Below are 15,300 nucleotides of genomic sequence, written 5' to 3'. Positions count from 1 at the left end.
GGATTACTGGCCCTGTTCCTTGTATTTTGCTTCGGTGGCAGCCTTCTGCGGGCGCCACCAGTCTTCGTTATCCCGGTACCAGGCGATTGTGTCTTCGATGCCCTCGTCGAAGTTGGAGAACTGAGGTTTCCACCCGAGTTCGTCGCGCAACTTGGTGGAATCGATGGCGTAGCGGAGGTCGTGACCTGGCCGGTCGACCACATGGTCGTAGGCATCCGGGGCCTGTCCCATGTGCTTGAGGATCAGCTCTACGACGTCTTTGTTGTTCTTCTCGCCGTCCGCGCCGATCAGATAGGTCTCGCCAATCTTTCCCCCGGCGATGATTGCAAGCACAGCGGAGGAATGGTCGTTGGCGTGGATCCAGTCCCTGACGTTCTCGCCCTTACCGTAGAGCTTGGGGCGAATGCCGTCGATGACATTGGTGATCTGCCGGGGGATGAACTTCTCCACGTGCTGGTACGGACCATAGTTATTGGAACAGTTGCTGATGGTGGCCTGCAGGCCGAAGGAGCGTACCCATGCCCGTACCAGCAGATCGGAACCGGCCTTGGTTGACGAGTACGGGCTTGAGGGGTTGTAAGGCGTTTGTTCGGTGAAACGCTCCGGGTCATCCAGCTCCAGGTCTCCGTAAACTTCGTCCGTGGAGATGTGGTGGAAGCGTTTGTTGTGCTTGCGCGCTGCCTCAATGAGCGTATAGGTGCCGATGATGTTGGTGTCCAGGAAAGGGCGTGGGTCGTGCAACGAGTTGTCGTTGTGCGACTCGGCAGCGTAGTGAACAACGACGTCGGAATCGGCAACAAGACCATCTACAAGGGCTGCGTCCGCGATATCGCCCCGGACGAAGGTGAAACGTTCCTCCGGAAGGCCCTTCAACGACTCGAGGTTACCTGCGTAGGTCAGCTTGTCCAGAACCGTTACGTGGTCGTCGGTGTTTTCCAAAACGTAGTGGACAAAGTTCGAGCCAATAAAGCCGGCTCCGCCGGTTACGAGAAGTCGCTGCATAATTCCCTAGACTACCGGATTTGCTGCTGCTCCTAGCGAAGGGAAAGATGGGGACATGCGCGGAATAATACTGGCCGGCGGAACCGGCTCCAGGCTTCATCCCATCACGCTGGGTGTCAGCAAGCAATTGGTACCGGTCTACGACAAGCCGATGATCTACTACCCGCTGTCCACGCTGATCCTGGCTGGGATCCGGGACATCCTCATCATTACCACTCCCCACGACGCGGAGCAGTTTGAACGCTTATTGGGGGATGGGTCCCGGTTCGGCGTCTCCATCACCTACAAGCAGCAGCCTTCTCCTGACGGACTGGCCCAGGCATTTGTGCTCGGTGCGGACCATATCGGTGATGACAGCGTTGCTCTGGTCCTGGGTGACAACATCTTCTATGGCCAGGGCATGGGCACTCAGCTGCGCAGGTTCAAGACCATCGACGGGGGAGCAGTCTTCGGATACTGGGTCAAGGATCCGTCTGCTTACGGGGTGGTGGAATTCGATGACGATGGCAAGGCTTTGTCCCTGGAAGAGAAGCCCGCGGCACCCAAGAGCCACTACGCAGTTCCAGGGCTCTATTTCTATGACAACGATGTTGTTGACATCGCCAAGAACCTCAAGCCGTCCGCCCGCGGTGAACTCGAGATCACCGACGTGAACCGCGTCTATCTGGACGCCGGTAAGCTGCAGGTCGAGATCCTGCCCCGGGGAACTGCTTGGCTCGACACCGGGACCTTCAACGACCTAAACGATGCGTCCAATTTCATTCGGACGGTGGAGAACCGGCAAGGCTTGAAGATTGGAGCGCCCGAAGAGATCTCGTGGCGGCTGGGGTTCCTGACCGACGATGAACTCCGCGAAAGGGCCGAACCCCTCGTCAAGAGCGGTTACGGCTCATACCTGCTCGAGCTCCTCGCCGAAAAGTAGATTTCTACAAACAGAAAAGGGTTGAAGCGGCTGCTTCAACCCTTTTCTGTTCTGAATCCAAGAGCTCAACCGCTGTGGCTCCTGCTGCCCGCAGCAGGAGCCACAGCGGTTACCGACGCACTGTGCTTGCGCTGGCCCCAGTTGTGGGGCTCCAGGTGATGGACCCGCCCTGGTAGTTCTGGAAGCAGCCTCCGTTGGCCAAGGTGCAGGAAGTTGCTGCGATGGGATAGCCGAGGAAGCTGTTCTCGTAGCCAAGGCTGGCGTATTTTGCACGAATCGCTCCACTGCTGGGTTGAGCCCCCGTTGCCTGCGACCACAGCATCGCTCCGCCTTGGAAATTCTGGTAGCAGCCTCCGTCCCTGATGCCGCAGACCACACCGCCCGTAGGGTATCCCAACTCGCTGAGCTCGTAGCCCATGGAGCCCCACTTGGATCTGATGGGTCCGTTGGGGCTTATCTGCGCGCCCGTGGCGGGAGACCAGAGAATAGCCCCGTTTTGGTAGTTCTGGTAGCAACCACCGTCTTTCAGGCCGCAGACCTGGTTACTGGTGGGGTATCCGAGAGAACCGTTTTCGTATCCTGTCGCAGCCCAGAGTGTGCGGATGGGCCCTGCAGGGCTCGGCTGGGCGCCCGTGGCCGCCGACCAGAGAACGGCGCCATTCTGGAAGTTCTGGTAGCAGCCTCCTCCGACAAGCCCGCAGACTTGGGTTGCGCTGGGGTAGCCAAGTACTCCGGACTCGCGCCCCTGAGCTTTCCATGAGGCAAAAATTGGGGACATGACCTGCAAGACGCCTCTGCCGGAAGTCCACGTAAGTGAGCCGTTCTGGAAATCCTGCGAGCAGCCTCCGTCGGGTAGCCCGCAAACTTCGGTTGCGGTGGGGTAGCCCATGGCACCGTTCTCAAAGCCGGTTCGAGCCCATTCATTTCTGATGGGACCAGCCTTGCTCAGCTGCGCACCGGAGGTCGCTGACCAAATAATGGCCCCGCCTTCGAATTCCTGGAAGCAGCCGCCGTTCACGAGCCCGCATGTTTGAGGTCCGGTGGGATATCCCATCAGACCGCTCTCACCCCCTTGCTGAAGCCACAACGTGCGGATAGGTCCGTTGGGGCTCAATTGGGCTCCAGTGGAGGGTGACCAGACGGTGGCACCCTTTTCGAACAGTTGACGGCACCCCCCGTTTTTCAGTCCGCAGGATTCATCCTGAGTGGGATACCCGAGCGGTCCAGCTTCCCGCCCGGAAGTGCGCCAAGCCGACTCCATGTCGCCCCAAACGATGTGCGTTCCGGTGGCAGTGGAACTGGCGATGCTCCCTGTTTGAAAGCGCTGGAAGCAGCCGCCGTCCCGCAGCCCGCAAATCGTGTCGCTGGCGGGATATCCCAGGGGTCCCGCCTCGAATCCGGTCTTCTGCCAAGCCGTTCGAATGGGACCGTTCAGGCTGAGGTTGGCTCCGGTGCCGGGCGACCACAAGATCGCACCCGACTGGAAATTCTGGTAGCAACCTTGAGCGGAAAGGCCACATACCTGGCCTCCCAGTGGATAACCCATGGGTCCGTTTTCAAATCCCGAGTTTGCCCATGCCGTTCGGATGGGGCCTCTCACGCTGATTTGAGCGCCAGTGCCCGATGTCCAGATGATCGCCCCGTTCTGGAAGTCCTGAAAGCAACCGCCATTCTTCAGGCCGCATACGACAGCAGACGTTGGGTAGCCCAGTAATCCGTTTTCGAAACCGGATGCTTGCCAGACGCCACGGATAGGGCCCGTAGGGCTCGGCTGTGCTCCGCTGGCAGGCGACCAGATCACAGCGCCATTTTGATAGTTCTGGTAGCAACCGCCGTCGCGCAGACCACAAACTATTGCCGATGTCTGGGCCCCCAGCTCCGGCGTGCGGGCTCTGACGTCACTAATACCCTGACTTGCTGCAAGCGGAATAGCGGTCCCAGCGAATGCCTTGAGTCCCGCATAGTCCCCGTTCCAAACGTTGGAGTCCCCAGCAAACGGCCCGGTGCTGCTGTACTGCCAGATGCTGTAGGTGTCCCAACTCCCTGTCGGAATGGCGCCCGCATCGTTGGTTGCCGAGTACGGGTAGGCCGCAACCCACAAGGGATAGTCCCCAAAACCGGTGGGATTGCCCAGGCACTGGTTCCACCAATTTGTATTCGTATAGATCATCGGCAGTCTGCCGGTGAGGGACCTCATCGTGTTTCCGAAGTCCTGGACCCAGGATGTCAGTTGCGCCTGGGACATGCCATAGCAGGTGTTGCCAAAGTAGAAGCCGTTGATCGTCCGACCCTCGTAGGGGTTGAACTCGAAGTCGAGAACCGGCGGCATCGTATAGCCGTCGCCGGACCATCCGCCACCGTTGTTCACGAAATAGCGCGCCTGATCGGCGCCGGAAGACCAGTTGGGGATCGCGAAGTGGTATGCACCCCGGAGCATCCCCACGCTTCGTGCGCCTTGGTACTGCGAGCCAAACAGATCATTCGTGAAGTAATTGCCTTCAGAGGCTTTCACATACGCGAACCTGGCACCCATGTTCCACTGCTGCTGCCAGTCGACGCTGGTTTGGTGTCCACTGACGTCAAGCCCCTGTATCCCAAAGGAGGGCATCCATGTGCCCTCTGTTGCGAGCGATTCGGCGCTGAGCTTCTGGGCGGTGGGCGACGGGGAAGCAGAGGTCACTCTCTTGGACCTCTGCCCCATTTCCGCCCCGCCGGGGCCGATGGCCTGGGCCATTGACTGGGGAGTAGCCGACGTCGGCGAACTGGCTGCGATGGAAGGCTGCGGCGACGCTGTGGTTGTTGGTACCGGCGTCGCCTGTGGCAGCGTAGTGGCAGTTTGGGACGGGGCAGGCGTTGGTGTGGGACTGGGCTCCAAAGCGGAAGCTGCTCCGATCAGGCCAGGGCCGGTCAGCAAGGAGGCAGCTAATAAGCCGGCCCCAAGGGACATCATGATTGGGCGACGGGACTGAGACAGGTTCCGCTTCATATGTGCTCCGGAGACAATGCGGCGCTCCCCCAAGCGCCTCTTTGGATACTGCTCAGGTGATTTCCCCCAGGAAGGCACCTGATAGTGCTATTTCGATAAATAACGCGCTCACCATAGCACCAGTGTTACTGGCGCAACCAGTGATTCTGGTGTTACTTATGTGAATCCTGTGGTCTTCGAAGCGAAATCTTGAGCCCTACTAAGGGGAATCTTGAGGGTCGTCAGTTATCCACAGGAGTGCTGCATGACTTGTTGCGGCAGGACCCTCTACTTAAGCTGTACCCAGTCGAACTGCCTCCGCTGGGGGCGGCAGTTGTATGGGGGAACATATGGACGCGCTGGGAATTGTCGAGGACGAAGTCCGCGAGCTCATCCGCCGTCGTGGGCTGGACCCACTGAGGCAGGCAGGAGAGGTCCGTAGGCTGGTGGAAGCAGCCGTCACTGACTATGACGAGCGCGCGCTTATGGGGCCTCTTCCACCCCTTGGCCCGTTGGATGCTGCCCGTAGGTTCCTGTTCGATGCCGTAGCCGGCTTTGGAGTGCTCCAGCCACTCCTCGACGATTCTTCAATAGAAGAGATCTGGCTCAACGCGCCAAACGAAATATATGTGGCACGCAACGGGGAGTCAGAGCTGACCTCGCTGAGCCTCTCCGAGCAACACGTGCGTGACCTCGTAGAACGCATGCTCAAAAGCTCCGGCAGGCGGCTGGACATGTCGTCCCCTTTTGTGGACGCGGCACTGCCGGACGGATCCAGGCTCCACGTAGTCATTCCGGATGTAACCCGCCGGCACTGGGCCGTGAACATCCGCAAATTCGTCGTGAAGGCCAGCCGACTGGAACACCTGGTCGAGTTGGGAACGCTGACACCGCAGTCGGCACGATTTCTCGGCGCAGCGGTGTCCAGTGGCCTCAACATCCTTGTGTCGGGGGCCACCCAGGCAGGCAAGACAACCATGCTGAACTGTCTGGCGGCGAGCATAGGTAGCCGGGAGCGTGTCATCACGGTCGAGGAGATCTTTGAACTTCAGTTTCCGCTCCGGGACGTGGTGGGTCTGCAGTGCCGGCAGCCGAACCTCGAAGGTGAGGGCGAAATTCCACTCCGTCGCCTGGTCAAGGAAGCGTTGCGGATGCGTCCGGACCGGCTGGTGGTAGGGGAGGTGCGGGAAGCCGAGAGCCTGGACATGCTGATTGCCCTTAACAGTGGCCTGCCCGGAATGTGCACCGTCCATGCGAACTCGGCGCACGATGCTGTGACCAAGATCTGCACGTTGCCGCTGCTGGCGGGGGACAACATCTCCAGTGCGTTCGTGGTCCCCACCGTTGCATCCTGCATCGACCTTGTAGTGCACTGCAGCAGGCATCCCGATGGGCGTCGGCAAGTGACCCAAATCCTATCGTTGGGGCGCCGCGTGGAAAACGGCATCATCGAGTCGTCACTGGTTTTCGCCCTGGAGAATGGAATCCTGCAACCACGGGCCAACGCCATGCCGGCAGCTGAGAAGTTTTCGCGGGCAGGATACGACCTCGCCACGCTGCTGGATCCGCGATGATCCCGGCGCTGATGGGGGCGGCGCTAGGGATGGGCCTCTTCCTCATTTGGTGGTCCTGTTGGGAAACGCCGGACCCCGGGAACCGCGTGCGAAAGCCCGGCCACCTGGCTGACCTGCTCGCGGTTGCCGGGGTCGACAGGGTCTCAGCCCGCGGTTTGGCCGGTACTTGCTTGGGCCTCGGGGTTTTTGTAGCACTGGTGTTCTACGGGCTTAGCCATTCGTGGCCCATTGCCGGCTGCTTCGGACTTTTCGGCACATGGCTTCCCATCACCATCCTCAGGTGGCGGGCCAAAAAGAGGACGGCCCTGCTGCGCCAACTCTGGCCTGACGTCGTGGATCATCTGCGCTCTGCGATCCGTGCGGGCCTGCCCCTGCCCGAGGCCCTCATTCAGCTTGGAGAAAAGGGACCTGAGGAATTGCGGCCCATTTTTCGTGAGTTCGGCGCTGACTATCGCGCCGGAGGCCAGTTTGATGGGTCTCTAAACAAGTTGAAGCAGCGATTGGCTGACCCGGTGGCCGACCGCATCGTCGAAGCGCTCCGGCTGACCCGGGAGGTAGGCGGTTCGGACCTGGGGAAGCTCCTGGGCACCTTGGCGGAATTCCTGCGGGAGAATGCCCGGACCCGCAGCGAGCTCGAGGCGCGGCAGTCGTGGACCATCAATGCCGCCCGGCTTGCCGTCGCGGCACCCTGGATCGTGATGATCCTGCTTGCCAGCAGGCCGGAGGCGATCCAGGCCTACAACACGCCTATGGGCGCCGCAGTCCTGCTCGGCGGCTTGGTGGTCTCGCTTGTTTGCTACACGGTGATGTTGAAGATCGGGGCCCTGCCACAGGACGAAAGGGTGCTCCGATGATCATCATCCCGCCTGCAGCAGTAATCTGCGGTATCGGCCTTGGCCTTGGTTTGTGGCTCGTGATCTTCCGGTCACCTCCCATGCGCGCCCTGACGCTTTCCCAACGCATAGAGCCCCAACTTAAGTCGCAAAACCTGGAGTCGAGGCTCCTGCACGCCGGCGAGCAGAACCTGACACCTTTCGGCCCCCTCGAACGAATTTTCCGTCCCGTCTTCCGGGACTGGCTGTCCGCATTGGGAAGACTGAACCCCACGCCTGGTGCCACGGGCCGGCGGCTGGCCCAGGCAGGAATCAACAAGTCCGCCATCGACTTCCGCGCTGAACAGTTGCTGTGGGCTGCTGCGGGTTTTGTCCTTTCAGCGACTTTCATGCTCATTGGAGCCGCAGCGGGCAGGTTCAGCCCGCTCTTGGCAGCGGCGGTAATTATCGGCAGTACTGCAGCGGGTTTTGTGTTGCGGGACTACTGGCTTGGCGCCCAGGTCCGCCGGCGGGAAGCGCGGATGATGGCCGAGTTTCCCAGCCTTGCCGAACTGATGGCCCTGGCCGTCGGCGCAGGGGAGAGCGCAACAGGCGCATTGGATCGCGTCTGCAGGAGTGCCAACGGTGAGCTGTCCAAGGAATTTTCGAAGATCCTCGCGGAGACCAGGGCCGGCAAGCCGCTGATTCTGGCAATGCAGGAGTTCTCTGCGCGCACCGACCTTGCGCCGCTGGTCAGGTTTGTTGACGGCATCATCGTTGCGGTGGAAAGAGGAACACCCCTTGCGGACGTGCTTCGCGCGCAGGCGCAGGACGTGCGCGATTCGGCCAAGCGGGACCTGATGGAAGCTGCCGGGAAAAAGGAAATTGCAATGATGGTGCCCCTGGTTTTCGGGGTGCTTCCCCTGACCGTGGTGTTTGCTGTTTTCCCCGGCCTGGCCGCCATCAACCTGGGCTTCTGATGGGGAGAAAGACCCGAAGCCCGGACCGGCTGCCATTAGTTAAAGCCCACCTTAGGAACCAGGAATAGGACTCAAGATGAAAACCATCGGAACCCGCTGTGCACTGCTGCTTCTTGGCCTTGCCGCTTTACTGCAGCTCAAGGTGCCCGCGACAGCCGGGAGGGGGCGCCCTATCGGTGCACAGTACACCGAAGGCAGGGAAGACCTTCAGGTGCCTCCGACCACCGGTAACGATAACCCTGAACGAGGTGACGTTCCGGGATGGGTGATGATAACCCTGATGTCCGCGGTCCTGGTTGCAGCCCTGCTGGCGCTCGCGGGCCCCGCCTTGGAGGCCATGTTCAACCAGGCAATGGACAAGGTGGGGAACTGAACCATGCTGCCGTCCGCTCACGGACCCGTGCAGCCAGTGCTGCCCAGGCCGGGCGAGCGGGGTTCAGCCGTGGTGGACTTCGTCCTGGTTGGCGGGTTGCTGACGATGTTCTTCCTTGCGATTATTCAGCTGACCCTGGTTCTGCATGTCCGGAACACACTTATTGATGCTGCTGCCTCTGGTGCCCGGTACGGCACACTCGCTGACCGCAATGCCGCCGACGCGCAAGAGCGGACCCGCAGCCTCATCAGCATGGCCCTGAACGAAGGCTTTGCTGACCAGGTCAGTACGCAGGAAGTAACTGTCCAGGGGATGCGCACCCTGGAAGTGACTGTCCGGTCCCCAATGCCGGTCATCGGCCTGATTGGGCCCCGGGACCTGCTGGAGGTGAAAGGGCATGCGGCTGTCCAGCCTTGATCCGTTCAGCGCCAGCCCGTTGCCCCACCCCGACGGACCACCCCGCGCCAGTGCGCAGTCCTGTTCCAGTGCCCAGTCCCGCTCCAGCGCACAGGCCGGTTCCAGTCTGTTCCTGGTCACGGCCCGCGTGGCAGAAGTGCTCTGCAGGGAGCGTGCCGGGGGCACGCACGTGGGCGACCCATCCCACTGCCCCAGGCCTGCTCGCGGGGAGCACCAGCAGCAGGGCTTTGTGCATGAGGAGCAGGGGAGCGGACACGAGCAAGGAAGTGCGGTAGTCGAGTTCACGTTCCTTGCACTTCTGCTGATGGTCCCGCTGGTGTACTTCGTGATCACCGTCGGGCAAATCCAGGGCGGTTCCTTCGCCGTGGTGGGTGCCGCGGACCAGGCGGCGAAGGTTTATGTGGCACAGCCGGATTCCTCCACAGCCCAGGCAGCTGCGGAGCAGGCCGTGGCCCTCGCCCTTTCCGACTTCGGGCACCAGGCAGACAGGGCCCGCATGGCCACGACCTGCAACCCTGCTGACTGCCAGGCCGCCGGAACCACGGTGACTGTCACCGTAAGCCTGAGCGTACCGCTGCCGTTCATTCCGTTCGCCGACGGATTATCAGCCACGGAGGTTGAGGCGTCTTCCACCCAATTGGTAGGCCGGTACCGGTGAAACGCCGGGAATCGGACCAGAGCGGCCAGGTCATGGTGATGATTCTCGGCTACATCACCCTGGCACTTCTGGTGGCGACGGTCGTCGTCGGCATATCTGCCGTCTATCTGGAGCACAAGCGCCTGCTGTCCCTGGCAGACGGGGCATCGCTTGCGGCGGCCGACAGCTACACCCTGGGAGAAGTCACATCCCAGGGTGGAAGCCCCTCGGCTGTCCTTAATCCCGCGCGCGTCCGCAATGTAGCTGCCGACTTCGTCTCGAGGAGCCCAGCCTCGCAGCGTTTCTCAGGCCTCGCCGTCGCCGCTACAACGGGTACACCTGACGGTTCCACCGCCGTCGTGGTCCTCACGGCAGACGTGCACCCACCTGTGGTGAACTTCCTTGTCCCTGATGGCATCCGAATCGAAGCGACGTCCACCGCCCGCTCACGCCTGACTCGCTGAGTCATGCACCCGCTGAGCCAATGATCCTGGCAGCGCCGGGCCGTACCGCTCCATAGCGTAGGCTTAAACAACCATGGCCAATATTGATTTTTCCGCTGAAATCCGGGCGCTGCGCGCCACCTACGAGTCCATTGAACGCGTCAGCGACGTGGAGACACTCAAGGAAGACATCGCCGAACTCAGCGAGCGGGCAGGGGAGCCGGACCTTTGGGACGACCCCGCGGCCGCGCAGAAAATCACCTCCCGGCTTTCCCACCGCCAGTCCGAACTGGAGCGACTCACCAGCCTGGCATCCCGGATCGACGACCTTGAAGTCCTCGTTGAGCTTGGGCAGGACGAGGACGACGCGGACTCGATGGGGGAGGCCGCGACAGAACTTGAGTCCATTAGGAAAGCCCTCAAGGACCTGGAAGTGGTCACCCTGCTGTCCGGCGAGTACGACGAACGCGAAGCCGTGGTCTCCATCCGCGCCGGCGCGGGAGGTGTGGACGCCGCAGACTTCGCCGAGATGCTGATGCGCATGTACCTCCGGTGGGCCGAGCGGCACGGCTACCCCACCACCGTCATGGACACGTCCTACGCGGAGGAGGCCGGGCTCAAGTCGGCCACCTTCGAGGTGAAGGCTCCCTACGCGTACGGCACGCTCAGCGTGGAAGCCGGAACCCACCGTCTCGTCAGGATCAGCCCGTTCGACAACCAGGGCCGCCGCCAGACGTCCTTTGCCGCCGTGGAAGTCATTCCGCTGATCGAGCAGACGGACTCCATCGACATCCCGGACAACGAAATCAGGGTGGACGTGTTCCGTTCGTCGGGCCCCGGCGGCCAGTCGGTCAACACCACGGACTCCGCCGTCCGCCTCACCCACATCCCGACCGGCACGGTGGTTTCCATGCAAAACGAGAAATCGCAGCTGCAGAACCGCGCCGCCGCCATGCGCGTGCTGCAGTCCCGGCTCCTGCTGCTGAAGAAGGAGCAGGAGGATGCGGAGAAGAAGGCGCTGGCCGGCGATGTTAAAGCTTCGTGGGGTGACCAGATGCGCTCCTACGTTCTGAACCCGTATCAAATGGTGAAGGACCTGCGCACCGAGCACGAAGTGGGCAACACGTCCGCAGTGTTCGACGGCGAGATTGACGACTTCATCGATGCGGGCATCCGCTGGCGTACTGACAACCGCAACGCCGAAAAGTAGGCCTGCCGGCCCCGCCGTCCTGCAGCTGATCCAGCGACACGCCCCCGAAAGCAGGTCGAAGCACGGGGGACCCTGCGTATAGTCGAGGGGCCGGGGCCCTACTTTCCCCAAACGAAAACCCGTGCACCGGCTGCAGAACTGGGCTGCATCACAAGAATCAGCCATGCCCTGCAGGGTACTTAGGGCCATGATCCGATTCGAAAATGTCACCAAGGTTTACGACCAGAAAGCCCGTCCGGCGCTGGACTCTGTCACCCTTGAGATTGACCGCGGCGAATTCGCCTTCCTTGTCGGTGCGTCCGGCTCCGGAAAATCCACCTTCCTCCGCCTGGTGCTGAAGGAAGACCGCGCCACCTCCGGCGCTGTTTACGTGGCGGGCCAAAACGTCGCGAAGATTTCCAGTTGGCGTGTTCCGCGCCTCCGCCGGGGCATCGGCGTCGTGTTCCAGGACTTCCGCCTCCTGCCCCAAAAGAATGTCTTCGCCAACGTGGCGTTCGCCATGCAGGTCATCGGCAAGAGCCGCAGCGTCATCCGCGACACCGTCCCGGAGGTCCTGAAGACCGTCGGCCTCGAAGGCAAGGAACACCGCATGCCGCACGAGCTGTCCGGCGGCGAGCAGCAGCGCGTGGCCATCGCGCGTGCCGTGGTCAACCGGCCCGGGATCCTCCTCGCGGACGAACCCACCGGAAACCTGGACCCCACCACGTCCATGGGAATCATGGGCGTCCTGGACAAGATCAACCAGAACGGAACCACCGTGGTGATGGCCACCCACGATGACGACATCGTCAACGAAATGCGCAAACGGGTGGTCGAACTCAGGAACGGCGTGGTGATCCGCGACGAAGCCAAGGCCCTGTACACCTCGATGATTCCCGTCGTCGGCCAGTCCAGGCGCCTTAAGGACGCCAGTGGCAGGGAAACGCCCGACGGCGGCCTGCCGGGCAATGGCGCTGAAGGCGAGGCCCAGCGGTGAGGCTCGCATTCATCCTTTCGGAAATCGGCAGCGGGCTGCGCCGGAACCTTTCCATGGTGGTCTCGGTCATCCTGGTGACGTTCGTGTCCCTCACCTTCGTGGGTGCGGCCGGAATGCTGCAAATGCAGATCAACCAAATGAAGGGCTACTGGTACGACAAGGTCCAGGTGGCGATCTTCCTTTGCAGTGAAGGTTCGACGGCGCCGGGTTGCGCTTCCGGGCCAGTCACCCCTGAGCAGCAACAGGGCTTGAACGCGCTCCTTGAGTCCCCGGCCGTGGCGCAGTACATCAACGACTTTCAGTTCGAGTCCAAGGATGAGGCCTACAAGCACTTCAAGGACCAGTTTTCGAACTCTCCGATCGTCGATTCCGTGACGCCGGACCAGCTGCCCGCATCGTTCCGGATCAACATGAAGGACCCGGAAAAGTACCAGATCATCAGCGAGACGTTTTCCTCCCAGCCAGGCGTGGAAACGGTGATCGACCAGCGCCAGCTCCTCGAACGCCTCTTCTCGGTGATGAACGGTGCGTCCCTTGTGGCGGTCGGCATCGCAGGGGTCATGATCGTCTGCGCCATCCTGCTGATCGCCACCACCATCAGGCTCTCCGCGTTCAGCCGGCGCCGCGAAACCGGAATCATGCGCCTGGTCGGTGCCTCAAAAACCGTGATCCAGCTGCCGTTCATCCTGGAAGGCGTCATAGCAGCCGTCATCGGCGCTGCCCTGGCCTCGGGCACCCTGTGGGCCGTAGCGCAATACTTCCTGGGCGACTATATGTCGCGGCAATACCCGGATACGGCCTTTATCTCATCCGGGCAGACCCTGATCATCGCCCCGGCGCTGATAATCCTTGGCGGATCCTTGGCAGGAATTTCGTCTCTCTTGACCTTACGTAGATATTTGCGCGTTTAGGCTGTGCACACCGCGACCTAGGAATGCCCATGAACCTCATTCACCAAACCTTGCCCCGCCCCCGGCACAGCCGAGGGCGGGCCGCTGCCCGCCGTTTGGGGATCGTCAGCGGCGTGCTCACCGTCATCCTTTCGGCCGGGATGGCCCTTGCCACACCCGTCGCTTTCGCCGACGACCTCGAAGACCGCCAAGCCGCGCTCGAGGCCGAAGCCGCACGCGTCCAGGCATCCCTCGAATTCGTCGATTCCCGGATCGCCAAGGCCGCCAGCGACCTGGTGATCTACCAGGGACAGTTGCCCGGTGCGCAGCAGGCACTCCTTGAGGCACAGGGGCGGGTAGCCGGGGCTGTCAAGGAGGTAGAGGCGCTGTCGGCCCGCGTGGACATGGCCCAGCAGAACAAGGCCAAGATCACCCAGCAGCTGGAGACGGACAAGCAAAAGATCGCGGACACCAAGAAACTGATTGGGCAGATCGCCACCCAGGCCTACAAATCCGGCGGCGTTCCTTCGAACCTGTCGCTCTTCTTCGGCTCCAACAGCGGCAGCAGCCTGACCGAGACCATGGACCTTGCGGACCAGGCCATGCGCAGCCAGAACGCAGCCATGGACAAGCTCAGCCAGCAGAACGCCACCAACGTCAACTCCGAAGCGCGCCTGCAAGCTGTCGAAGCTGAGATCAAGGACCTCAAGGCCAAGGCCGACGCCGCCCTGGAGCGGGAGAAGGCCGCCCGCGACGAGGCTGCGGCCAAGAAGGCCCAAGTCGACCAGCTCATTGCGGACACCACCCGCCTCGATGCCGAACTCCAGGCGGCAAAGCCCGGCATCCAGGCCCAGTTGGCCGGCGTCCAGGCCAACCAGAACCAGGTGGCCAACGAGATCGCCGAACGCGACCGCAGGGCCCGTGAAGCTTGGGAAGCCGAGCAGCGCAGGCAGGCGGCTGCTGCTGCCGCTGCGGCGGCCGCGGCCGCGGCCGCCGCAAACCGCCCGGCCCCGCCCGCGCAGCCGTACGTCCCGCCCGCCGCGGGATCGCCGTCGGCGTTTGGCCTCCGCCACCCCTTCGACGGCAGCATCCCCATCACCTCCGGTTTTGGCTACCGCACCACCCCGCCGGGAACCATCGACTTCTATGGCACCGGTGGATACATGCACACCGGAATCGACTTTGGCGCAGCCTGCGGCACGCCCGTGTATGCGGCAGCTGCCGGTGAGGTCTTCAGCTCAGGCTGGAATTCCGCCGATGGTGGCGGTTGGCGCGTCAAGATCGATCACGGCGTGGTGCAGGGCAATACGCTCACCACCATCTACTACCACAACTCCAGCATCGTGGTTTCGAATGGGCAGAGGGTCTCCCAGGGCCAGCTCATTGCCTACTCCGGCAGCACCGGCAACTCCACGGGTTGCCACGCCCACTTCGAAACCTGGCTCAATGGTGCCGCCGTCGACCCCATGGGATTGCTGTAGGGGCGAAGCGCTGCTGCCGTAGACTGGTATAGCTCCGCGCCGCAGGCCCGGAGGCACCCGACCTGAACCCGAGGAGTTTCCCCGTGCCTAAAGAAAGTGGCCGTAAGGTAGTGGCCACCAACCGCAAGGCCCGGCACGATTACCACGTGCTGGACACTTACGAGGCCGGCATCGCGCTGATGGGCACCGAAGTGAAGTCCCTGCGTGAGGGCCACGCCTCCATGGTGGACGGATTCTGCACGTTCTATAACGACGAACTGTGGATGGAAGCCATCCACATTCCCGAATACAACCAGGGCAGTTGGACCAACCACGCGGCACGCCGGCGCCGCAAGCTGCTGCTGCACCGGGAAGAACTCATCAAGATCTCCCACAAGGTCCGGGAGTCCGGCTACACCATTGTTCCCCTCCAGCTGTACTTCGTGGACGGCAAGGCCAAGGTGGAAATCGGTGTTGCCCGCGGCAAGCGCGAATACGACAAGCGGCAGACGCTGCGGGAACAGCAGGACAACCGTGAAGCCCAGCGTGAGATGCGCGAGCGCAACCGGCGCCGGTAGGAATTATTTCCACGGGTCATGCGTTAGTATGGATAGTCCGGCAGGCTTGCCAGCCGGTTTG

16 protein-coding genes are annotated in these 15,300 nt (G+C 62.0%); 14 read left to right on the top strand and 2 right to left on the bottom strand.

Annotated features, from left to right (window positions below; all coding sequences use genetic code 11):
- Window positions 1-3: 3 nt before the first annotated feature.
- Entirely contained in the window at window positions 4-1,002 is a 999-nt protein-coding gene (gene rfbB, locus FB478_RS06055; RefSeq protein WP_134163811.1) for a dTDP-glucose 4,6-dehydratase, read from the bottom strand.
- A gap of 55 nt (window positions 1,003-1,057) precedes the next feature.
- On the opposite strand from rfbB, the gene rfbA reads away from it, so the two are divergent.
- On the top strand, window positions 1,058-1,924 hold the full coding sequence (gene rfbA / locus FB478_RS06050; RefSeq protein ID WP_018768481.1) for a glucose-1-phosphate thymidylyltransferase RfbA: 867 nt from the start codon (window positions 1,058-1,060) through the stop codon (window positions 1,922-1,924).
- A 109-nt stretch (window positions 1,925-2,033) separates the two neighbouring features.
- Here rfbA and FB478_RS06045 read toward each other — a convergent pair whose 3' ends face one another.
- The gene (locus FB478_RS06045; protein WP_144599916.1) at window positions 2,034-4,532 is read right to left on the bottom strand and encodes a GH25 family lysozyme; all 2,499 of its coding nucleotides are present in this window, start codon (window positions 4,530-4,532) and stop codon (window positions 2,034-2,036) included.
- A gap of 4 nt (window positions 4,533-4,536) precedes the next feature.
- Between FB478_RS06045 and FB478_RS06040 the strand changes: the two genes are divergently transcribed.
- The 13 genes from FB478_RS06040 (at window position 4,537) to smpB (ending at window position 15,239) form a co-directional block, all read left to right on the top strand.
- Entirely contained in the window at window positions 4,537-4,893 is a 357-nt protein-coding gene (locus tag FB478_RS06040) for a hypothetical protein (protein WP_144599915.1), read from the top strand.
- Window positions 4,894-5,239: 346 nt separating this feature from the next.
- The gene (locus tag FB478_RS06035) at window positions 5,240-6,463 is read left to right on the top strand and encodes a CpaF family protein (protein ID WP_144599913.1); all 1,224 of its coding nucleotides are present in this window, start codon (window positions 5,240-5,242) and stop codon (window positions 6,461-6,463) included.
- A complete protein-coding gene (locus tag FB478_RS06030) occupies window positions 6,460-7,317 on the top strand; it encodes a type II secretion system F family protein (RefSeq protein WP_082581635.1) in 858 nt (285 codons plus the stop codon). The genes FB478_RS06035 and FB478_RS06030 overlap by 4 nt, the downstream gene beginning before the upstream one ends.
- The gene (locus FB478_RS06025; protein WP_144599911.1) at window positions 7,314-8,255 is read left to right on the top strand and encodes a type II secretion system F family protein; all 942 of its coding nucleotides are present in this window, start codon (window positions 7,314-7,316) and stop codon (window positions 8,253-8,255) included. Before FB478_RS06030 ends, FB478_RS06025 begins: the two co-directional genes overlap by 4 nt.
- A 76-nt stretch (window positions 8,256-8,331) precedes the next feature.
- Window positions 8,332-8,628 (top strand): hypothetical protein, encoded by a 297-nt coding sequence (locus tag FB478_RS06020; protein ID WP_144599909.1) that lies wholly within the window; start codon window positions 8,332-8,334, stop codon window positions 8,626-8,628.
- Window positions 8,629-8,631: 3 nt separating this feature from the next.
- Window positions 8,632-9,045 (top strand): TadE family protein, encoded by a 414-nt coding sequence (locus FB478_RS06015; protein WP_018768474.1) that lies wholly within the window; start codon window positions 8,632-8,634, stop codon window positions 9,043-9,045.
- On the top strand, window positions 9,026-9,703 hold the full coding sequence (locus FB478_RS21470; protein ID WP_056388055.1) for a hypothetical protein: 678 nt from the start codon (window positions 9,026-9,028) through the stop codon (window positions 9,701-9,703). The genes FB478_RS06015 and FB478_RS21470 overlap by 20 nt, the downstream gene beginning before the upstream one ends.
- Entirely contained in the window at window positions 9,700-10,146 is a 447-nt protein-coding gene (locus tag FB478_RS06005; RefSeq protein ID WP_018768472.1) for a pilus assembly protein TadG-related protein, read from the top strand. The genes FB478_RS21470 and FB478_RS06005 overlap by 4 nt, the downstream gene beginning before the upstream one ends.
- A gap of 73 nt (window positions 10,147-10,219) precedes the next feature.
- The gene (gene prfB, locus FB478_RS06000; RefSeq protein WP_018768471.1) at window positions 10,220-11,335 is read left to right on the top strand and encodes a peptide chain release factor 2; all 1,116 of its coding nucleotides are present in this window, start codon (window positions 10,220-10,222) and stop codon (window positions 11,333-11,335) included.
- 187 nt (window positions 11,336-11,522) lie between these two features.
- Window positions 11,523-12,311: a cell division ATP-binding protein FtsE gene (gene ftsE / locus FB478_RS05995; RefSeq protein ID WP_018768470.1), complete on the top strand. Its 789-nt coding sequence runs from the start codon at window positions 11,523-11,525 to the stop codon at window positions 12,309-12,311.
- Window positions 12,308-13,222, top strand: a complete 915-nt coding sequence (gene ftsX / locus FB478_RS05990) for a permease-like cell division protein FtsX (protein WP_018768469.1) — start codon at window positions 12,308-12,310, stop codon at window positions 13,220-13,222. The genes ftsE and ftsX overlap by 4 nt, the downstream gene beginning before the upstream one ends.
- 29 nt (window positions 13,223-13,251) lie before the next feature.
- Entirely contained in the window at window positions 13,252-14,682 is a 1,431-nt protein-coding gene (locus FB478_RS05985) for a M23 family metallopeptidase (RefSeq protein WP_018768468.1), read from the top strand.
- Between the two features lie 83 nt (window positions 14,683-14,765).
- Complete coding sequence (gene smpB / locus FB478_RS05980; RefSeq protein ID WP_009356865.1) at window positions 14,766-15,239, top strand: SsrA-binding protein SmpB; 474 nt, start codon at window positions 14,766-14,768, stop codon at window positions 15,237-15,239.
- The last annotated feature ends 61 nt before the right edge of the window (window positions 15,240-15,300 follow it).

This window comes from Arthrobacter sp. AG367 (assembly GCF_007828995.1).
In the GTDB taxonomy this organism is placed as follows: domain Bacteria; phylum Actinomycetota; class Actinomycetes; order Actinomycetales; family Micrococcaceae; genus Arthrobacter.
Note: the sequence above shows the minus strand (reverse complement) of the source record. Positions and strands in the feature narration are given on the sequence as shown.

Bases quoted from the DNA above. Each gene is read 5' to 3' on its own strand.
- rfbB (WP_134163811.1), bottom strand. From the start codon at position 1,002: ATGCAGCGACTTCTCGTAACCGGCGGAGCCGGCTTTATTGGCTCGAAC.
- rfbA (WP_018768481.1), top strand. From the start codon at position 1,058: ATGCGCGGAATAATACTGGCCGGCGGAACCGGCTCCAGGCTTCATCCC.
- FB478_RS06045 (WP_144599916.1), bottom strand. From the start codon at position 4,532: ATGCCCTCCTTTGGGATACAGGGGCTTGACGTCAGTGGACACCAAACC.
- FB478_RS06035 (WP_144599913.1), top strand. From the start codon at position 5,240: ATGGACGCGCTGGGAATTGTCGAGGACGAAGTCCGCGAGCTCATCCGC.
- FB478_RS06030 (WP_082581635.1), top strand. From the start codon at position 6,460: ATGATCCCGGCGCTGATGGGGGCGGCGCTAGGGATGGGCCTCTTCCTC.
- FB478_RS06025 (WP_144599911.1), top strand. From the start codon at position 7,314: ATGATCATCATCCCGCCTGCAGCAGTAATCTGCGGTATCGGCCTTGGC.
- FB478_RS06020 (WP_144599909.1), top strand. From the start codon at position 8,332: ATGAAAACCATCGGAACCCGCTGTGCACTGCTGCTTCTTGGCCTTGCC.
- FB478_RS06015 (WP_018768474.1), top strand. From the start codon at position 8,632: ATGCTGCCGTCCGCTCACGGACCCGTGCAGCCAGTGCTGCCCAGGCCG.
- FB478_RS21470 (WP_056388055.1), top strand. From the start codon at position 9,026: ATGCGGCTGTCCAGCCTTGATCCGTTCAGCGCCAGCCCGTTGCCCCAC.
- prfB (WP_018768471.1), top strand. From the start codon at position 10,220: ATGGCCAATATTGATTTTTCCGCTGAAATCCGGGCGCTGCGCGCCACC.
- ftsE (WP_018768470.1), top strand. From the start codon at position 11,523: ATGATCCGATTCGAAAATGTCACCAAGGTTTACGACCAGAAAGCCCGT.
- FB478_RS05985 (WP_018768468.1), top strand. From the start codon at position 13,252: ATGAACCTCATTCACCAAACCTTGCCCCGCCCCCGGCACAGCCGAGGG.